This is a genomic window from Staphylococcus caledonicus, assembly GCF_016238465.1.
Taxonomy (GTDB): domain Bacteria; phylum Bacillota; class Bacilli; order Staphylococcales; family Staphylococcaceae; genus Staphylococcus; species Staphylococcus caledonicus.
In genome coordinates this window covers 1,141,871-1,162,882 of the sequence record NZ_JABTXV010000001.1, presented here as the reverse complement: position 1 = coordinate 1,162,882, position 21,012 = coordinate 1,141,871, and the positions used below count along the sequence as shown (strand labels likewise).

Sequence of the window (21,012 nt, the reverse complement as noted above, 5' to 3'; positions counted from 1 at the left end):
ATTGACTTACATAATTTCTCTCTCATATTTTTAAAACACGATAGAAATGATTTTTTATTATAGAGAGCGTTAGAATGTTGAAAGGTTATGTGGAGGTTTACGAATGTTTAAAGACTTTTTTAATAGAAGTAGTAAGAAAAAGAAATATTTGACTGTACAAGATTCTAAGCAGAATGAAGTACCAGCAGGTATTATGACTAAATGTCCTAAATGTAAAAAAATTATGTACACCAAAGAGCTCTCTGAAAATTTAAATGTGTGCTTTAATTGCGATCATCACATTGCTTTACCAGCTTATAAAAGAATTGAAGCTATTTCAGACGAAAATACATTTAAAGAATTTGATAAAGGTATGACATCGGCTAATCCGTTAGATTTTCCTGGATATCAAGAAAAAATCGAAAAAGATCAAAAGAAAACAGATTTAAATGAAGCGGTTGTGACTGGTACAGCTGAATTAGACGGTTTGAAATATGGCGTTGCGGTCATGGACGCACGTTTCAGAATGGGTAGTATGGGATCAGTTGTTGGCGAAAAAATTTGTCGAATTATTGATTATTGTACTGAACATCGTCTGCCTTTCATCTTATTCTCTGCTAGTGGTGGCGCTAGAATGCAAGAAGGTATCATATCTTTAATGCAAATGGGAAAAACAAGTGTTTCATTAAAACGTCATTCTGATGCCGGGCTATTATATATTTCTTATTTAACTCATCCTACTACAGGAGGCGTATCAGCTAGTTTCGCTTCTGTTGGTGATATTAACCTAAGTGAACCTAAAGCATTAATAGGTTTTGCGGGAAGAAGAGTTATTGAACAAACAATTAATGAAAAATTACCAGATGATTTCCAAACGGCAGAATTTTTACTTGAGCATGGACAACTTGATAAAGTCATCCATCGTAAAGAAATGAAAACGACACTTGCTCAAATTCTAAAAATGCATCAAGAGGTGAAACCTAATGCTTGATTTTGAAAAACCACTTTTTGAAATAAAAAATAAAATTGAATCGCTAAAAGAATCACAAGAAAAAAATGATGTTGATTTGCAAGATGAGATTGATTTATTAGAAGCCTCTTTAGAAAGAGAAACTAAGAAGATTTATACTAACTTAAAGCCATGGGATAGAGTCCAGATTGCGCGTCTTCAAGAAAGACCAACCACTTTAGATTATATTCCTTTCATCTTTGACTCATTTATTGAATTGCATGGAGATCGTAACTTTAGAGATGATCCAGCAATGATTGGAGGTATCGCTTATTTAGACGGCACTCCTGTAACTGTAATAGGTCAACAACGCGGAAAAGATACTAAAGATAATATTTATCGTAACTTTGGTATGGCACATCCTGAAGGTTATCGTAAAGCGTTGAGATTGATGAAACAAGCTGAAAAATTTAATCGTCCTATTATTACTTTCATTGATACTAAAGGTGCGTATCCAGGTAAAGCTGCTGAAGAACGTGGCCAAAGTGAATCGATTGCTAAAAATTTAGTTGAGATGGCCTCACTAAAAGTACCTGTAATTACTATTGTCATCGGTGAAGGCGGTAGTGGTGGTGCACTAGGTATTGGTATTTCTAATAAAATAAATATGCTTGAAAATAGTACGTATTCAGTTATTTCACCTGAAGGTGCCGCTGCTTTATTATGGAAAGATAGTACGTTAGCTAAAATGGCTGCCGAAACGATGAAAATTACTGCCAAAGATTTATACCAACTAGAAGTGATTGATGAAGTTATTAATGAGCCATTAGGTGGAGCACATAATAACGTGGAACAACAAGCTAAAGACATTAAAGCTACATTCGTAAAACAATTAAATGAGTTACAACGTTTAAGTAGTGATGAACTTGTAGAAACTCGTTTTAATAAATTTAGAAATATAGGTTCTTTCAATGAATCTTAATTATGAGACTAGAAATCTACCCCTTGATTTCTAGTTTTTTTCTATTGAATAAGTTAAATTTAATATATAAAACGTTTACATAAATATATTCTATCTATATTAATGGAACACCTAATAAAATTGTGGTAATTTAATACTAAAGATAATTCTAGTTAGGAAGGGTATGTCGTCATGAAAAAAATTGCGGTATTAACAAGCGGTGGAGATTCACCAGGTATGAACGCTGCTGTAAGAGCAGTAGTACGTAAAGCGATTTATAACGATATTGAAGTTTATGGAATCTATCAAGGCTATCAAGGATTGTTAGATGACAATATTCATAAACTTGAGTTGGGATCAGTTGGAGACACGATTCAACGGGGAGGTACGTTCCTTTACTCAGCTAGATGTCCTCAATTCAAAGAGGCAGATGTTAGACAAAAAGGTATCGAGAATTTACAAAAACGCGGTATTGAAGGTCTAGTAGTTGTTGGAGGGGACGGAAGTTATCGTGGCGCTCAACGCATTAGTGAAGAAACAAAGAATATTCAAACTATTGGTATTCCAGGTACTATCGATAATGATATTAATGGTACTGATTTTACCATTGGATTCGATACAGCGTTAAATACTATTATTGAAAGTGTCGACAAGATTCGTGACACTGCTTCAAGTCACGCTAGAACATTTATTGTTGAAGTAATGGGAAGAGACTGTGGAGACCTAGCATTATGGGCAGGTTTATCAGTCGGCGCTGAAACGATTCTAGTTCCAGAAGCAAGTACGGATATTAAAGATATCGCTGAAAAGATTGAAAAAGGTATCAAACGTGGTAAGAAACATTCAATCGTTATGGTAGCTGAAGGCAGTATGAGTGGCCAAGAATGTGCAGATCAATTAATGAAATATATAAATGTAGATGCACGTGTATCAGTTTTAGGTCACATTCAACGTGGAGGAAGCCCTTCAGGAGCTGATAGAGTTTTAGCTTCACGTTTAGGAGGTTACGCTGTAGAATTATTAATGCAAGGCCATACTGGTAAAGGCGTTGGTATTGAAAATAACAAACTTACTGCTACTCCGTTTGACGAAATTTTTAATAGCGAAAAACATAAATTTAACACTGATATCTATGAATTAGCGAAAGAGTTATCTATTTAATTTAGGAGGCTTTTTAAAATGAGAAAGACTAAAATTGTATGTACAATAGGACCAGCATCAGAATCTGAAGAAATGTTAGAAAAATTAATGAAAGCTGGTATGAACGTAGCGCGTTTAAACTTTTCACATGGCAGCCATGAAGAACATAAAGCTCGTATTGATACAATTCGTAAAGTGGCTGACAGATTAGGTAAAACAATTGGTATTTTATTAGATACTAAAGGACCTGAAATTCGTACACATGATATGAAAGATGGCATTATCATGCTTGAAAAAGGTAATGAAGTTACAGTAAGTATGTCACAAGTTGAAGGTACACCTGAGAAATTCTCTGTTACTTATCAAGACTTAATTAATGATGTACAAGTTGGTTCTTACATCCTATTAGACGATGGTTTAGTTGAACTTCAAGTTAAAGAAATTGATAAAGCTAATGGCGAAGTTAAATGTGACATCTTAAATACTGGCGAATTGAAAAATAAAAAAGGTGTTAACTTACCAGGCGTAAAAGTTAATTTACCAGGTATAACTGATAAAGATGCTGACGATATCATGTTTGGTATTAAAGAAGATATCGATTATATCGCTGCTAGTTTCGTACGTCGTCCTAGTGACGTTTTAGATATTCGTGAAATTTTAGAAAGAGAAAATAATCGCAATATTACGATTTTCCCTAAAATTGAAAACCAAGAAGGTATCGATAACATCGAAGAGATTTTAGAAGTATCTGACGGTTTAATGGTAGCTCGTGGTGATATGGGTGTTGAAATTCCACCAGAATCAGTACCAATCGTTCAAAAAGACTTAATTAGAAAATGTAATAAACTTGGTAAACCAGTTATTACTGCTACTCAAATGTTAGACTCTATGCAACGTAACCCACGTGCTACTAGAGCAGAAGCAAGTGACGTAGCTAACGCAATTTATGATGGTACGGATGCAATTATGTTATCAGGTGAAACAGCTGCAGGTTTATATCCTGAAGAAGCGGTTAAAACAATGAGAAATATTGCTATTTCTGCTGAAGCGGCTCAAGATTATAAAAAATTATTATCTGACCGCACTAAACTTGTAGAAACTTCATTAGTTAACGCTATTGGTGTTTCTGTAGCTCACACAGCTTTAAATTTAAATGTAAAAGCAATCGTAGCAGCAACAGAAAGTGGTTCAACAGCAGTTACTATTTCTAAATACCGTCCACATTCAGACATTATTGCTGTAACTCCAAGTGAACATACTGCACGTCAATTAGCACTTGTATGGGGTGCTTACCCAGTAATTAAAAAAGGTCGCAAAACTACTGATGATCTTTTAAATAATGCAGTTGCAACAGCAGTGGAAACTGAAAGAGTTAGCAACGGTGATTTAATTATTATTACTGCTGGTGTGCCAACTGGTGAAAAAGGTACAACTAATATGATGAAATTACATTTAGTTGGTGATGAAATCGCTAAAGGCCAAGGTGTTGGACGTGGCTCAGTTGTTGGTAAAGTTGTAGTAGCAAAAAATGCTAGTGACTTAGAAGGTAAAGATTTAAGTGATGCTATTATCGTAACTAACTCTGTTGATGAAACATTAGTACCATATGTTGAAAAAGCAGTTGGTTTAATTACAGAAGAAAATGGTATTACTTCACCTAGCGCTATTATTGGTCTTGAAAAAGGTATACCAACAATTATTGGCGTTGAACATGCTACTAAAGAATTTAAAAATGATATCTTAGTAACAGTTGATGCAGCTCATGGAAAAGTCTTTGAAGGATATGCAAACGTACTATAATAATCCTTAAGGGTTTTATTAGAAAGAGAGATTTCGATAATTTAATATAATTTATCAAAGTAGAAGCTAGGGCGCTTATATCACAAGTGTCCTAGCTTTTTGTATGCCAAAAGCTAGCTAAAGTAATTACGTATGAATACACAACTTTAATTGGCTCTTATTAATCAACTTTGAAAGGTAGGGGTAAGAGAAATTTGGAATTTATATTGAATTTCTGACCGTATCTCATTTTTTCATAAAAAAAATACTTCCAACTCTTATTTAAGAGAAGGAAGTATAAAGACTTTTATTTTGCTTTCTTAGTAACTTGTTTGTATCTTAGATACATTAATCCTAGGAAGATAAACCACACTGGTGTAATAAAGATTGCATTTCTTGTAGTTTCGTTTACAAATAATAAACAAAATACGAAGATGAAGAATACTAAGATTGCATATCCCATGTATTTACCACCAGGTAGTTTGTAAGATACTGTTTTATGTAACTCTGGATTTCTTCTGTGATAGTTGATATAGGCTACAATAATTAAAGCCCAAACTATAATAAATAATACAGTTGAAATTGTTGTTACATATGTGAACACTAATGTCGCGTCTGGGAAGATGTAGTTAAGTAACGCTGTGACAAGTAATAGAGCTGATGAAACAATAATAGCTATATGAGGCACTCCACTTTTGTTAGTACTACTAAAAATTGGTGGAGCTTGTTTTTTGTCTGATAAACCGAATAACATACGACTATTAGAGAAAATACCACTATTACAAGATGAAGCAGCAGCAGTTAATACTACGAAGTTAATCAATCCAGCTGCGAAAGGAATACCGATTAATGAGAATAATCGTACGAATGGACTTTCAGTTGGATCAACTTTATCCCATGGAATGATTGACATGATAACTGCTAATGCACCTACATAGAATACTAATATTCTTAGTGGCACGGCGTTGATTGCTTTTGGAATCGTTTTTGTAGGATCTTTCGTTTCACCGGCTGTTACACCAATCATTTCGATACCTACGAATGAGAACAGTGCCATTTGGAATGACATAAAGAATCCTGAAGCGCCGTTAGCGAAAATGCCATGTTTATATAGGTTAGTAAAGCTTGCATGACCAAATTGTGTTTTGAAAGCGAATAGTACCATTACTACACCAACTACTATAAGAGCAATAATTGTAATGATTTTAATGATTGCAAACCAGAATTCTAATTCACCAAATAACTTAGCACTTAATAAGTTAAATAACATCAGAATTAAAACACAAAATAGTGCGCTAATCCAGTTTGGAATAGCAGGGAACCAGAAGCTTACATATTTAGCAACTGCTGTAACTTCTGCCATACCCGTGATAATCCAACATAACCAATAAGTCCAACCTGTCACAAACCCTGCAAATGGTCCTATGTATTCATTAGTCACGTCTGCGAAAGATTTAAAGCGAGTATTTTGAATGATAATCTCGCCGAGTCCTCTCATAAACATGAACAACATGAATCCTATAATAATATAAGTTAGGAGAATAGATGGACCAGTCATTGCTATTGTTTGCCCAGCTCCCAAGAATAACCCAGTACCAATAGCGCCGCCAATTGCAATTAATTGCACATGACGATTACTCAATCCTCTTTGTAATTTTTCTTCAGCCATAAGACAACTCCCTTACATTTAATTAATATTTATTATGCACTTATATATTCATTTCGACAATTATTTTTTAAAATTTTTCTAAAAATTCCCTTAATATTTGATTGAAAATTTGTAATCATGATTGATAAAAAATTTGAATTTCTGAATATATATGATAAAAATACGGTATTTATTTTATAATAAAATGCTTTAAGATAGCTACTTTGAAGACATTTTCAATTAAACTTAAAGATAAAATTACACCTTAGTTGTACTTGTATCAAAATATATATTCGTTCACAAAGCGAATTCAATTAGCTATAATGTTATTGAAAGCCATTACATTAAGTAAAAGAAAAGGGGAATTGCTTATGGCAGAATTACAAAAAGGTTTAGAAGGGGTAATTGCAGCAGAAACAAAAATCAGCTCAATCGTTGATAGTCAATTAACATATGCGGGCTATGATATTGATGACTTAGCTGAAAATGCATTATTTGAAGAAGTTATATTCTTATTATGGAATTATAGACTACCAAATCAAGAAGAATTAGATGCTTTAAAGGATAAATTAAATTATTATATGACTTTAAATCCTAGAGTTTATAACCACTTTGAAGAATATGCGACAGATAATGTACATCCTATGACGGCATTACGTACTTCAGTTTCTTATATTGCGCATTTCGATCCAGACGCTGAAAATGAAACTGAAGAAAATCGTATCGAGAGAGCAGTACGAATCCAAGCTAAAATTGCTTCACTTGTTACTGCATTTGCTCGTGTACGTGAAGGCAAAGAACCAATTAAACCTAATCCTGAATTAAGTTATGCGGCAAACTTCTTATACATGTTAAAAGGGGAATTACCAACAGATACGCAAGTAGAAGCGTTCAACAAAGCTTTAGTCTTACATGCTGATCATGAACTTAATGCTTCAGCTTTTACTGCTCGTTGTGCAGTATCTTCTTTATCTGATATGTATTCAGGTATTGTTGCAGCAGTTGGTTCTTTAAAAGGCCCATTACATGGTGGCGCAAATGAACAAGTAATGAACATGTTGGCTGAGGTGAAATCAGTTGATGAAGTTGATGCTTATCTTGATAAAAAAATTAAAAATAAAGAAAAAATCATGGGCTTCGGACATCGTGTATATAAAGATGGCGACCCACGTGCGAAATACTTACGTGAAATGAGCCGTAAAATTACTGAAGAAGCTGGTAGAAGTGAATTATATGATATCTCAATCGCTATTGAAAAACGTATGCATGAAGAAAAAGGGTTAATTCCAAACGTAGACTTCTTCAGTGCAACTGTTTACCATAGTATGGATATTCCACATGATTTATTTACACCAATTTTTGCGGTAAGCCGTACATCTGGTTGGACAGCGCATATTTTAGAACAATATCGTGATAACAGAATCATGCGTCCACGTGCAAAATATATCGGTGAAACTGAACGTAAATATCTTCCTATTGAAGAAAGATAATATATTAATTAATAGTTTAAATAAGAGTTTATAATTTATGGAGGTTTAATAATATGTCAGCAGAAAAAATTACTAGAGTAAATGATGGTTTAAATGTACCAAACGAACCTGTTATTCCGTTCATCATCGGCGATGGAATCGGACCTGACATTTGGAAAGCGACTAGTCGTGTTATCGATGCGGCAGTAGAAAAAGCTTATAATGGAAAGAAACGTATCGAATGGAAAGAAGTATTAGCAGGACAAAAAGCTTATGACGAAACAGGTGAATGGCTACCTAAAGAAACGTTAGAAACAATTAAAGAGTACTTAATAGCTATTAAAGGACCTTTAACTACTCCAATCGGTGGAGGAATTCGTTCTCTTAACGTTGCGTTACGTCAAGAATTAGATTTATTTACATGCTTACGTCCAGTACGTTGGTTTAAAGGTGTACCTTCACCAGTTAAACGTCCTCAAGACGTTGATATGGTTATCTTCCGTGAAAATACTGAAGATATCTATGCTGGTATTGAATTTAAAGAAGGAACAGATGAAGTTAAAAAAGTAATTGATTTCTTACAAAATGAAATGGGTGCTACAAATATTCGCTTCCCTGAAACTTCAGGAATTGGTATTAAACCAGTTTCTAAAGAAGGAACAGAGCGTTTAGTAAGAGCAGCTATTCAATACGCATTAGACAATAATCGTAAATCTGTCACTTTAGTGCATAAAGGTAATATCATGAAATTCACTGAAGGTTCATTTAAACAATGGGGTTACGATATTGCGCATAATGAATTTGCTGATCAAGTATTTACATGGCAACAATATGATGAAATTGTTGAACAAGATGGTAAAGATGCAGCTAATAAAGCTCAAGAAAAAGCTGAACAAGACGGCAAAATTATTATCAAAGATTCAATTGCAGATATCTTCTTACAACAAATCTTAACACGTCCTGATGAGCACGACGTCGTAGCTACTATGAACTTAAACGGTGACTACATCTCAGACGCTTTAGCAGCTCAAGTTGGTGGTATTGGTATTGCTCCAGGTGCAAACATTAACTATGAAACTGGACATGCTATTTTCGAAGCTACACATGGTACTGCTCCTAAATATACTGGATTAAATAAAGTAAATCCTTCATCTGAATTATTAAGCTCAGTATTAATGTTAGAACATTTAGGTTGGCAAGAAGCGGCTGATAAAATTACAGAATCTATAGAAGCAACAATTGCATCTAAAATTGTAACTTATGATTTTGCAAGATTAATGGAAGATGCGAAAGAAGTTTCAACTTCTGAATTTGCTGATGAATTAATTAAAAATTTAAAATAAGCATTTGTTAAATATTAATAGATGATAGAACAAGGCTGGGCCAAAGAATGGCTCAGCTTTTTATTTTGATAGTAGCTGTCTTTGAGGAGATTAATACATTCATAATATGTGTTTTGGGACACCGATAAGATGAATGCTTAGACCACTCCCTTATTGTATTTCTTTTGTTAAAAGGATAAATCATAACAATTAATTATCATTGAACTTTACGCTAATTTCTTTAAAGATATAATAGAAATTATCTTATTTTTAAAAAGCGCTTACAAAAAGTTATAAATAATATTAAAAATTTGTTAATATAACTTTAAGAAAGCAAAAATAATTTCTTTATAAATACTAAATATTATATTAATTGTTAAGTTTATGTAAATTTAATATGTGGTATGTTATTTTTCTTTTAACATCAGTTATAATGAATTTGAAAACGTTATTTCTAATCAGGGAGGCACATCATGTCACAAAAAGTATTAGTGGTTGATGACGAACAATCAATAGTAACTTTACTAAAATATAACCTAGAAACAGCTGGTTACATCGTAGAAGTTGCGTACGATGGGGAAGAAGCTTTAGAGAAAGTGAAAGAAGTACAGCCAGAACTTATTGTTCTAGATGTAATGTTACCGAAAAAAGACGGAATAGAAGTTTGTAAGACTATTCGCTCAGATAAAAATTTAGTACCAATTTTAATGTTAACGGCTAAAGATGATGAATTCGACCGTGTCTTAGGATTAGAGCTAGGTGCTGATGATTATATGACTAAGCCATTTTCACCTAGAGAAGTTGTCGCTAGAGTGAAAGCGATACTTAGAAGATCAAAATTTGTAAGCGAAATTGAAAAACAAGATGTAGATGAGGAAGATATCTTTATTGAAAACATTAGAATTCGACCTGAATTCTTTGAAGTCTATAAAAATGATGAATTGTTAGAGTTAACTCCAAAAGAATTTGAGTTATTACTCTATTTAATTGAAAGACAAGGACGTGTAATAACAAGAGAACATATGCTTAACTCTGTTTGGAATTATGAGTTTGCGGGAGATTCTCGAATAGTCGATGTACATATCAGTCATTTAAGAGATAAGTTAGAAGAGAATCCTAAACAACCTAAATTGATTAAAACTGTGCGTGGTCTAGGATATAAGCTAGAAAGATCTAAGGCTTAATGCTCAAATTTCACCATAGATTACTCTTATTATTAAGTACGATTACCATTATCAGTTTTATTGGTTTAGGCGCGATTATTCATCATACAATTTATCAAATTTTATCTACTACTCAAGTAGCGGAATTAAATCATATTTCGGAAAAGTTTTTATCGCTTCAAAAAGAGCGCGATTATGCTGAAATAAAAAATATTTCTACTAATCAAAATTTAATCGTTAAAATTACCAAAGATAAAAATACTATTTATAAAGTTGGAAACCAAGAAAAACTTAATAAAAATATTAGTAATGAAGCTAATCCGTCCAATATTATTTACAATAAAGAAAATGGACAAGTAAGATATACCTTCAAAACTACTATTAATAATAAAACTATATACATAAGTGGTATTAATACTGAAATTCTAGAATTGCAAAAAAGCATGTGGAAGTATTTATCATTAATAGGCATCATTGTACTATTAGCTATTTATTTAGCTGTAAGAAGTATTAACAGAACATATATACGACCTATTAATGAAGTGACATATGCGACATCTTTAATTGCAGATGGGTACTATCATGTACGCGTACCTGAAAGCAATGTTAAAGAAACGAAAGCGTTATTTGTTACTACAAATGATTTAGCTAGACGGTTACAAAAATTAAATAACAAACAAAAAATTCAATCTAATCGTTTAAGAACGACGTTGGAAAATATTCCAAGTTCGGTTTTGATGATTGATAAACATGGAGAGATAGTAGTAGCCAATCATGCATATTACGAAGTTTTCCAACCTGATCGCAAAATTGAAAATAAAGATTATACTTCATACTTAGATAACGAAATTCAAAAGTTGATTTTAGAAAGTTTTAGAACTGAAAGACCTTTGTATGATCAAGTTGAAACCTTTATTAATGATGTTCATCATAAGTACTTTGATGTTTCATGTGTTCCTATATTAAGTAAATCTAAAAAGCGTTTAGAAGGCATGGTTGTCGTGATGCATGATATTACAAATCTTAAGAAACTTGAAAACTTGAGACGAGAATTTGTAGCAAATGTGTCACATGAACTTAAAACACCTATAACTTCTATTAAAGGGTTTGCTGAAACATTGATTGAAGGAGCTAAGAATGATGAACAATCACTCGACATGTTCTTGAACATCATTTTAAAAGAATCAAATCGTATTGAATCATTAGTTATGGATTTATTGGATTTATCACATATTGAACAACAAACAGAACTAGAGACATCATATGTTAATCTTTCAGAATTGGCTTATACTACCATAGATAACCTTCAAAATCAGGCTCGATATAAAAATATTGTAATTGAATCAGATATCGAAAATGATGTGATTATTGAAGCGCATGAGAATAAAATGGCTCAAGTTATAACAAACTTGTTATCGAATGCCATCAACTATTCATTAGAAGATAATAAAGTAATTGTGAGGGTTTATCGTAAGGGGTTAAAAGTTAATTTAGAAATTGAAGATTTTGGCATAGGTATTGATAAAGAAAGCCAAAAACATATATTTGAACGATTTTATCGTGTGGACAAAGCACGAAGCCGTGACTCAGGTGGTACAGGTTTAGGTTTATCCATAACGAAACATATTGTGGAAGCTCATAACGGTACTATTAATGTTGAAAGTGTGCCGGGAGAAGGTTCGCTATTTAGAGTTTCTATTTTAGATGAGAAAAAATAAAAGGTATAGAAGAAACGGAAATTAGAAGTGATTTTAAAGAATACGTATTTTCTTAAATATATTTTTTAATCGAAATTTACATTTTCATACGCTAAGAAATTATTCATACACTATACAGCCATAGGAGTTGGACGTAATTAGTTTGTGCTTTTGGATGCCATTAATCGGTGACTTAAGTAAGAAACGATGAAAGTCCTAACTTACTAGGCTGTTTTTATTTTGCGCTGCTATAGAGTGAAAATCATTCATTCGTTCTGACGTCAGGAATATGCTAAAATATAGTTAAATTCAATCTGGAGGTTTGTGCTTTGAATAAATTAGTCCTAATAGATGGTAACAGTTTAAGCTTTAGAGCTTTTTACGCTTTGCCACTTCTATCTAATAAAGCTGGTATTCATACAAATGCAATTTATGGATTTGCTATGTTGCTTGAGAAAATAATTAGAGAAGAACAACCAACGCATTTTTTAGTAGCATTTGATGCTGGTAAAACGACTTTTAGACATTCTAAATATAGTCAATATAAAGGTGGCAGACAAAGTACACCCCCTGAATTAAGCGAACAATTTCCTTATATTCGCCAATTATTAGATGCGTATCAAATCAAACATTATGAATTAGAAAATTATGAAGCTGATGATATCATCGGCACATTAAGTAAGGAAGCTAGTAAACAAGACTTCGAAACAATTATTGTTACAGGGGATCGAGATTTAACTCAACTTGCTACCGATAATGTCACTATTTATTACACAAAGAAAGGTGTCACAGACGTCGATCATTATACTCCAGAGTTTATAGCGGAAAAATATGATGGCTTAAGCCCTCAACAAATCATCGATATGAAGGGGCTTATGGGCGATACTTCTGATAATATCCCCGGTGTAGCAGGCGTCGGAGAAAAGACTGCTATTAAATTGCTTAAACAATATATTACTGTCGAAGGCGTTTATGAAAATATAGATAATGTTTCAGGTAAAAAGTTAAAAGAAAAACTTGAAAACAGTCATGACGATGCCTTAATGAGTAAAGACTTAGCAACGATTAATGTTGAAAGCCCTATTGAAGTATCGTTAAAAGATACAATGTTAGAGGATTTACAAGACAATCAACAGAAGATAGAGCTATTTAAAAAGTTAGAATTTAAACAATTACTTGCTGATATTGATGGTGGAGAAGGCCAAACACAAGAAGATGTAAATAAGGAATTTGAGATCGAAACTGATTTTACACAAATAGATTTTGAAAATCTAAAAGAAGCAGTTATTCACTTTGAAGTGGATGGTTCAAATTACATTAAAGATCCAATTCTTAAATTTGGTTTCTTCAGTGGGGAGCATCATGTCGTTATCGATAGTGATGACATCAGCAATTATTCCGAATTAGTAAGTTGGTTAGAAGATGACACTACTCAAAAAAGTGTTTATGATGCTAAAAAGACATATGTCTGTGCACATAGATTAAATATTGATATTAAAAACATTACTTTTGATGCCATGTTAGCTAGCTATATTATCGACCCTTCAAGAACAATTGATGATGTACGCTCTGTAGTGACTAACTATCACCAACATTATGTTAAAGATGATATTTCTATCTATGGAAAAGGAAAAAAACGTCAAGTTCCACAAGATGACGTTTTAAATCAGCATATCGCCTCTATTACAGAATCAGTTCATGCAGTACAACCTTTAATGCATGAGGAATTAGAAGCGCATAATCAAGTTGACTTATTGCTAGAGTTAGAACTTCCACTTGCACGCATATTAGGCCAAATGGAAGAAATAGGTGTCTATACTGATGTTCGTGACTTGCAACAAATGCAACAAGAAATTCAAGAGAAATTAGATTTACTCATTAGTAATATACATGAAGCGGCAGGAGAAGAGTTTAATATTAATTCTCCAAAACAACTAGGCGTCGTATTATTTGAAACGTTAAAACTACCTGTTATTAAAAAAACGAAAACAGGCTATTCTACTGCTGTTGATGTTTTAGAACAATTACAAGGTGAACACCCTATTATTGATTATATTTTAGAATACCGACAACTATCTAAGTTACAATCTACTTATGTTGAAGGTCTTCAAAAAGTAATCAGTGATGACCAACGTATTCATACTCGTTTTAATCAAACATTAGCTCAAACTGGACGTTTATCATCAGTGGATCCTAACTTGCAAAATATACCGGTTCGTTTGGAAGAAGGGCGTAAAATACGCAGAGCATTTAAACCTACTTCAAATGACAGTGTGATTCTGTCAGCAGATTACTCACAAATTGAATTAAGAGTATTAGCTCATATTACGAAAGATGAAAGTATGACTGATGCATTCATTAATAACCATGATATTCATACTGCAACAGCAATGAAAGTATTTGGAGTAGAAGCGGATAAAGTTGATGATTTAATGCGTAGACAGGCAAAAGCAGTTAACTTTGGTATCGTTTATGGTATAAGTGATTATGGCTTAAGCCAAAGTTTAGGGATTACGCGTAAAAAAGCTAAAGTTTTTATAGATGATTACTTAGCTAGTTTCCCAGGTGTGAAACAATATATGTCAGATATTGTTGTCGACGCAAAAGCGAATGGCTATGTAGAAACGCTATTGCATCGTCGTCGTTACATTCCAGATATCACGAGCCGTAACTTTAACTTAAGAAGTTTTGCTGAAAGAACTGCAATGAATACACCTATTCAAGGTAGCGCAGCAGACATTATTAAATTAGCCATGGTTGAATTTGATAAACAAGTAAAGAATACAACTTATCATGCTAAATTATTATTACAAGTACATGATGAGTTAATCTTTGAAGTTCCTAAAAACGAAGTTGAAGAATTTAGTTCATTCGTAGAAGAAATAATGGAACATGCTTTAGAACTAACTGTACCACTAAAAGTAGACTCTAATTATGGTTCTACTTGGTATGATGCAAAATAGAAAGAGGAATAATCAATGCCAGAATTGCCAGAAGTTGAACATGTTAAAAGAGGTATAGAACCTTTTGTTAAAAATACTACTATCAAAAGTGTTACTTTTTCAAAAAAAGTAATTGAAGGAAAAAATAATGGAAAAGAAACCATTATAAAAGGAATCAATTTAGACGGTTTTCGTCTTAATAGTGAAGGCTATACAATTAATAATATAGAACGACGTAGTAAATATATCGTTTTTTATTTAAAGAAGAATAATGTAGAACGTATTTTATTAAGTCATTTAGGAATGGCGGGCGGTTTCTTTATTGTTAATCAACTTTCAGAGATTAGCACGCCAAATTATCGAAAGCATTGGCATGTTGTGTTTCATTTAGATAATGGAAAAATGCTTGTGTTCTCAGATATACGACGTTTCGGTGAAATTAGAAATCTAAGTACCTTTAATGATTATCCAGCATTTTTAGAAATAGCGCCTGAACCATTTGAAGAAGAGGCTATTGAACATTTCACTACTTATCTAGCACAGAAAAAAGTTCAAAATAAACCTATTAAGCAAATGTTATTGGATCACAAAATTATTGCCGGATGTGGAAATATTTATGCATGTGAAGCACTATTTAGAACAGGCATCGACCCTTCACGCAAAGTTAAAGATGTAACCGATCAAGAACGTCGTGTACTCTTCTACTACGTTCAAGAAGTACTAAAAGAGGGTATAAATAACGGCGGAACTAGTATTTCGGATTACCGTCATGCTGATGGTAAGACAGGTGAAATGCAATTACATTTGAATGTCTACAAACAAAAAGTATGCAAAGTTTGTGGGCACGACATAGAGCAAAAAGTTGTGGCATCTAGAAATAGTCATTTCTGTCCACACTGTCAGAATTAAAAGAGAGCGGTGATTAAAATGCCTAAGGTTATTGGATTAACAGGGGGTATTGCTACAGGAAAGTCAACTGTTTCAGAATTATTAACAGCTTTTGGCTTTAAAGTAGTAGATGCCGATATTGCTTCTAGAAAAGCAGTAGCTAAAGGATCAAAAGGTTTAGAACAAGTAAGAGAACAGTTCGGTGATGAGGCTATCACTGAAGAGGGTGAGATGGACCGTAAATATATGGGAGACTTAGTTTTTAATCAACCTGAAAAACGTCTTGAACTTAACGCTATTGTTCATCCGATTGTCCGAGAAATAATGGAAGAGGAAAAGCAGACATATCTGCAACAAGGATATAATGTCATTATGGATATTCCGCTTCTTTTTGAAAATGAATTACAAGATACAGTAGACGAAGTATGGTTAGTTTATACGTCTGAAAGCATTCAAATAGATCGATTAATGGAGCGCAATGATCTCTCATTAGAGGATGCTAAAGCACGTGTATATAGCCAAATTTCTATCGATAAGAAAAGTAGAATGGCTGACCATGTAATAGATAATCTCGGAGACAAACTTGAATTAAAACAAAATCTTGAACGTTTGTTGGTAGAACAAGGTTTTCTTGAAAAGGAATAAATAATACTTATAGATACGGTAAAAACTAGCGATAACGAGACTTAAAGCAGAAGTAATTCATGCTTAGTCTCCTTATTGCTAGTTTTTTATATGTAGAAAATTTAACCTAAATGCAAATTTATTATTAAAATTAATAGAAAACGCTTCCAAATATCTTTTATTATGTTACACTATTTTTATAAAGTATAACATATAAACAAAGAATCAAGGGGTGCTTTAAATGTCAACGAATATAGCAATTAATGGTATGGGTAGAATTGGAAGAATGGTGTTAAGAATTGCCTTACATAATGATAATTTGAATGTAGTAGCGATTAATGCAAGCTACCCACCAGAAACAATTGCACATCTAATTAATTATGATACAACTCACGGAAGATACGATAAAAAAGTTGAGCCGATTGAAAATGGCATTCGTGTAGATGGTCATGATATTAAACTTGTTTCAGATCGTAATCCAGAAAACTTACCTTGGAAAGAATTAGATATTGATATCGTAATTGAAGCTACAGGTAAGTTTAATCATGGTGACAAAGCAATTAGCCATATTAATGCTGGAGCGAAAAAAGTACTATTAACTGGACCATCTAAAGGTGGCAAAGTACAAATGGTTGTTAAAGGTGTAAATGATGATAAATTAGATGTTGAAAAATTCGACATTTTTAGTAATGCATCATGTACAACAAACTGTATCGGACCAGTAGCAAAAGTGTTAAATGATAAGTTTGGCATCGTAAATGGTTTAATGACAACAGTTCATGCTATAACAAATGACCAAAATAATATCGATAATCCTCATAAAGATTTACGTCGTGCACGTTCTTGCAATGAAAGCATTATTCCTACATCAACAGGTGCGGCTAAGGCCTTAAAAGAAGTGTTACCAGAATTAGAAGGTAAATTACATGGTCTTGCTTTACGTGTACCAACTAAAAATGTATCTTTAGTTGATTTAGTTGTTGACTTAGACAAAACGGTTACTGTTGAAGAAGTAAATGATGCATTTAGAAACGCTGGCTTAGATGGTGTTTTAGATGTTGAAGATGCGCCATTAGTTTCAGTAGACTTTAATACAAACCCTAACTCTGCTGTCATTGATGCTCAGAATACAATTGTTATGGGTGATAATAAAGTTAAAGTTATTGCTTGGTATGACAATGAGTGGGGTTATTCAAATAGAGTAGTTGAAGTTGCTGAACAAATAGGTGACTTAATCGCTTCAGAAAGCGCTGTAACTTCAAAATAATTTACAATTTAACATAGGTAAGATGGGTATATAGATTTAAATGGCAGACATGCAAAGAGTTCTTAATGAATTCTTTACATGTCTCTTTTTTATTTATGTTTAACTTTATCTTAAAATACTTTCTTTATTATTTTTCTAAAATTCAAAAGATATAGCTTATATTTGAAAAACACATTAGCTCAATGTGGCGAGATTCAAATAAATACAACAACATAATATAAAACAGACATTTTTAGGTAAGTTTAGTCTGCTTTTGTCTCATGCACTTTTATAGTATAATGAAGCATAATCTATTCAAGAGGGTGATAGATATGAAATGCCCAAAATGCAGTTCTACACATTCACGTGTAGTAGATTCAAGACATGCTGATGAAGCCAATGCAATTAGACGAAGACGAGAGTGCGAAAATTGCGGTACGCGATTTACAACATTTGAACATATTGAAGTAAGTCCTCTTATTGTTGTGAAAAAAGATGGGACACGTGAGCAATTTTTAAGAGAAAAAATATTAAATGGATTAGTCAGATCGTGCGAAAAAAGACCAGTGCGATATCAACAATTAGAAGATATTACTAATAAAGTAGAGTGGCAGTTGCGTGATAGTGGACAAACAGAAATTTCTTCTAGAGAAATAGGAGAACATGTGATGAATTTATTAATGCATGTTGATCAAGTGTCATATGTACGTTTCGCTTCTGTTTATAAAGAGTTTAAAGATGTTGATCAATTATTAGCTTCAATGCAAGGGATTTTGAATGATAATAAACGGAGTGATTCATAAATGACTTTGAAATCTTATGAATATGGTTTAAGTCCACATGACGGTTTTCAAGTGTACCGTTATTTTTATTTAAACCATAGTCATCTAGATATACTTAACAGATTATATGTACCTTTAATAGGTGCGCAGGCAATTGGTTTATACCATTTTATGAATCAATTTATACATGATAAAACTGATGAAGTATATACACATTATACGATAATGAATGAGCTAAAACTCAACCTTATTGAATTTAGAAAATATATGGATTTATTAGAAGGCATTGGATTGGTAAAGACATTTGTAAAACATGATGAACAGCAATCATTTTTTATTTATGAACTTGTCCAACCTCCAACTGCCTATCAATTTTTTAATGACCCAATGTTATCTGTTTATCTATATAGCGAAGTTGATAATAAACGCTATAAGAGTTTAAAGGCCTACTTCGAGAAAGATGAACCAGATTTAAATCAATTTCAACAAGTAACGCGTAAGTTTACAGATGTATTTAAAGTGCCTCATACAAATGTTGCGATTGATTCTTCAACGATTCGGAAAGAGGCTACGTATAATGGCTTTGATTTATCTAATGAAACTTTTGATTTCGATATGTTGAGAGAGATGTTACAACATCATTTTATAAGTAGCGAAATTATTACGAAGGAAGCGCGTCAACTTATTATTCAATTGGCAACTTTATATGGATTAACGGCAGATTCAATGAAACGAATCATTTTAAATTCTATCACTAGCGGGCAACAGTTGTCCTTTGAAGAAATGAGAAAGCATGCACGGTCGTTTTATCTGATTGAACACAACCAACAATTGCCAGAATTACAAACTAAATCAAATTATAATAATGGGCATGCGTCAACTGAAAAAGCGGAAACTACGACTAATACACCATCGTCAAATCAAGAGTGGTTTGAGTTGCTTGATAAAACAAGCCCGATTGATATGTTAGCGTCTTGGTCAGAATCAGAACCTACTTTTCAACAAAAAAGAATAATTGAAGAACTAATCGAACGTGAAAAATTATCATTTGGCGTAATAAATATACTATTACAATTTGTAATGTTGAAAAATGAAATGAAATTACCTAAAACGTATATATTTGAAATTGCTTCAAATTGGAAAAAATTAGGTATCAAAACTGCTGAGCAAGCATATCAACAAGCGAAGAAAACGACTGAAGATAAACCTGCTTACAATTCTTCTAATCAAACACAGCCTCGTAAACGATACTCAAAATCTCGAGAAATCGTTTCGAGAGAGAAGACACCGAAATGGCTTAAAGATAGAGGTCAACAAAAAGCGTCCACAAATAATGAAAATGATGAACAACTTGAAAAAGATAGAGAAGCGTTTCGTGCACAATTAGCCCAAGATTGGGAGGAGGATTAGATGAAACCAATCAATAGCATTCTCAAGACAAATAATGATTTAGAAAAAAGAATTGCTAAAATTAAACAACAAGTGATTAATGATCCAGATGTTAAAGCGTTCTTAATTGAACATAAATCCGAATTGACCAATGAAATCATTGATAATGATTTAAATGTATTGCAAGAATATAAAGATCAACAAAAGAACTATGATGGCCATGACTATGAAGACTGTCCCAACTTCGTAAAAGGACATGTACCTGAATTGTACATTGAGAATAATAGAATTAAAATTCGTTATAACTTATGTCCTTGTAAAATTAAATATGATGAAGAGCGATTCAATTCTCAACTTATTACGTCACATCATATGCAAAGAGACACTTTAGACGCTAAGGTGAAAGATATTCATACTAATGGACGTAATCGCTTAGAAATTGCAATGGCAGTTAATGATATTTGTAAAAAGTTGGTTAATAAAGAACAAGTTAAAGGGTTATACATTCATGGTCCTTTTGGTACGGGTAAGTCATTTATTCTAGGGGCAATTGCGAACCAATTAAAATCTAAGCGCGTCGCTTCAACTATTGTTTATTTACCAGAATATATTCGTACACTTAAAAGCGGATTTAGAGATGGAAGTTATGAAACGAAGTTACAACGTATTAGAGAAGCTAATATTTTAATGTTAGACGATATTGGTGCTGAAGAAGTTACGCCTTGGGTAAGGGATGAAGTTATTGGTCCGTTACTTCATTATAGAATGGTACATGAATTACCGACTTTCCTATCATCTAACTTAAATTTAGATGAGTTAGAACATCATTTAGCTATAACTCGAGAAGGAGCAGAAGAAACTAAAGCTGCTAGAATTATTGAAAGAATTAAAAGCTTAACGAATGCATATTATTTAGATGGGGAAAATTTACGAAACAATTGAATTTTAAAATAAGTGTTGTATAATGAAGTTAAATCTTAATCGTTGAAATAAACGAAGATACGATAGCTTAATCCATATTATACAGAGAGCCA

16 protein-coding genes and 1 other annotated feature (1 of these 17 running past the window's edge) are annotated in these 21,012 nt (G+C 32.8%); of the genes, 15 read left to right on the top strand and 1 reads right to left on the bottom strand.

Features of this window, described 5'->3' with window-relative positions; genetic code table 11:
* Positions 1-103: 103 nt before the first annotated feature.
* The 4 genes from accD (at position 104) to pyk (ending at position 4,829) form a co-directional block, all read left to right on the top strand.
* Positions 104-970 carry an acetyl-CoA carboxylase, carboxyltransferase subunit beta gene (gene accD, locus HS848_RS05805; protein ID WP_198611561.1) on the top strand — a complete coding sequence of 289 codons (867 nt, stop codon included), beginning with the start codon at positions 104-106 and terminating at the stop codon, positions 968-970.
* Complete coding sequence (locus HS848_RS05800) at positions 963-1,910, top strand: acetyl-CoA carboxylase carboxyltransferase subunit alpha (RefSeq protein ID WP_107508330.1); 948 nt, start codon at positions 963-965, stop codon at positions 1,908-1,910. The genes accD and HS848_RS05800 overlap by 8 nt, the downstream gene beginning before the upstream one ends.
* Positions 1,911-2,081: 171 nt before the next feature.
* Positions 2,082-3,050 carry a 6-phosphofructokinase gene (gene pfkA / locus HS848_RS05795; protein WP_107508329.1) on the top strand — a complete coding sequence of 323 codons (969 nt, stop codon included), beginning with the start codon at positions 2,082-2,084 and terminating at the stop codon, positions 3,048-3,050.
* Between the two features lie 18 nt (positions 3,051-3,068).
* Positions 3,069-4,829: a pyruvate kinase gene (pyk, locus tag HS848_RS05790; protein ID WP_107508328.1), complete on the top strand. Its 1,761-nt coding sequence runs from the start codon at positions 3,069-3,071 to the stop codon at positions 4,827-4,829.
* Between the two features lie 286 nt (positions 4,830-5,115).
* Here pyk and HS848_RS05785 read toward each other — a convergent pair whose 3' ends face one another.
* A complete protein-coding gene (locus HS848_RS05785) occupies positions 5,116-6,477 on the bottom strand; it encodes an amino acid permease (RefSeq protein WP_198611560.1) in 1,362 nt (453 codons plus the stop codon).
* Between the two features lie 350 nt (positions 6,478-6,827).
* On the opposite strand from HS848_RS05785, the gene HS848_RS05780 reads away from it, so the two are divergent.
* The 11 genes from HS848_RS05780 to dnaI all read left to right on the top strand — a co-directional run bounded on the left by HS848_RS05780 (position 6,828) and on the right by dnaI (position 20,920).
* The gene (locus tag HS848_RS05780; RefSeq protein WP_107508326.1) at positions 6,828-7,946 is read left to right on the top strand and encodes a citrate synthase; all 1,119 of its coding nucleotides are present in this window, start codon (positions 6,828-6,830) and stop codon (positions 7,944-7,946) included.
* A gap of 53 nt (positions 7,947-7,999) precedes the next feature.
* Positions 8,000-9,268, top strand: a complete 1,269-nt coding sequence (icd, locus tag HS848_RS05775) for an NADP-dependent isocitrate dehydrogenase (RefSeq protein ID WP_198611559.1) — start codon at positions 8,000-8,002, stop codon at positions 9,266-9,268.
* Positions 9,269-9,720: 452 nt separating this feature from the next.
* Complete coding sequence (locus HS848_RS05770; protein WP_198611558.1) at positions 9,721-10,431, top strand: response regulator transcription factor; 711 nt, start codon at positions 9,721-9,723, stop codon at positions 10,429-10,431.
* Positions 10,431-12,128: a two-component system histidine kinase PnpS gene (gene pnpS, locus HS848_RS05765; RefSeq protein WP_198611557.1), complete on the top strand. Its 1,698-nt coding sequence runs from the start codon at positions 10,431-10,433 to the stop codon at positions 12,126-12,128. Before HS848_RS05770 ends, pnpS begins: the two co-directional genes overlap by 1 nt.
* A gap of 308 nt (positions 12,129-12,436) precedes the next feature.
* Positions 12,437-15,070, top strand: coding sequence for a DNA polymerase I (polA, locus tag HS848_RS05760; protein WP_198611556.1), 2,634 nt, complete (start codon positions 12,437-12,439; stop codon positions 15,068-15,070).
* Positions 15,071-15,085: 15 nt separating this feature from the next.
* Positions 15,086-15,958 carry a bifunctional DNA-formamidopyrimidine glycosylase/DNA-(apurinic or apyrimidinic site) lyase gene (gene mutM / locus HS848_RS05755; protein WP_198611555.1) on the top strand — a complete coding sequence of 291 codons (873 nt, stop codon included), beginning with the start codon at positions 15,086-15,088 and terminating at the stop codon, positions 15,956-15,958.
* 18 nt (positions 15,959-15,976) lie between these two features.
* A complete protein-coding gene (gene coaE, locus HS848_RS05750) occupies positions 15,977-16,582 on the top strand; it encodes a dephospho-CoA kinase (protein WP_107508089.1) in 606 nt (201 codons plus the stop codon).
* A 220-nt stretch (positions 16,583-16,802) separates the two neighbouring features.
* Positions 16,803-17,828 (top strand): type I glyceraldehyde-3-phosphate dehydrogenase, encoded by a 1,026-nt coding sequence (gene gap / locus HS848_RS05745; RefSeq protein ID WP_198611554.1) that lies wholly within the window; start codon positions 16,803-16,805, stop codon positions 17,826-17,828.
* A 311-nt stretch (positions 17,829-18,139) separates the two neighbouring features.
* The gene (gene nrdR, locus HS848_RS05740; RefSeq protein WP_107508087.1) at positions 18,140-18,610 is read left to right on the top strand and encodes a transcriptional regulator NrdR; all 471 of its coding nucleotides are present in this window, start codon (positions 18,140-18,142) and stop codon (positions 18,608-18,610) included.
* Positions 18,611-19,999, top strand: coding sequence for a replication initiation and membrane attachment family protein (locus tag HS848_RS05735; protein WP_198611553.1), 1,389 nt, complete (start codon positions 18,611-18,613; stop codon positions 19,997-19,999).
* Positions 20,000-20,920 (top strand): primosomal protein DnaI, encoded by a 921-nt coding sequence (gene dnaI, locus HS848_RS05730; protein ID WP_198611552.1) that lies wholly within the window; start codon positions 20,000-20,002, stop codon positions 20,918-20,920.
* A 38-nt stretch (positions 20,921-20,958) separates the two neighbouring features.
* Positions 20,959-21,012, top strand: a binding site (T-box leader); it runs 155 nt beyond the window's last position.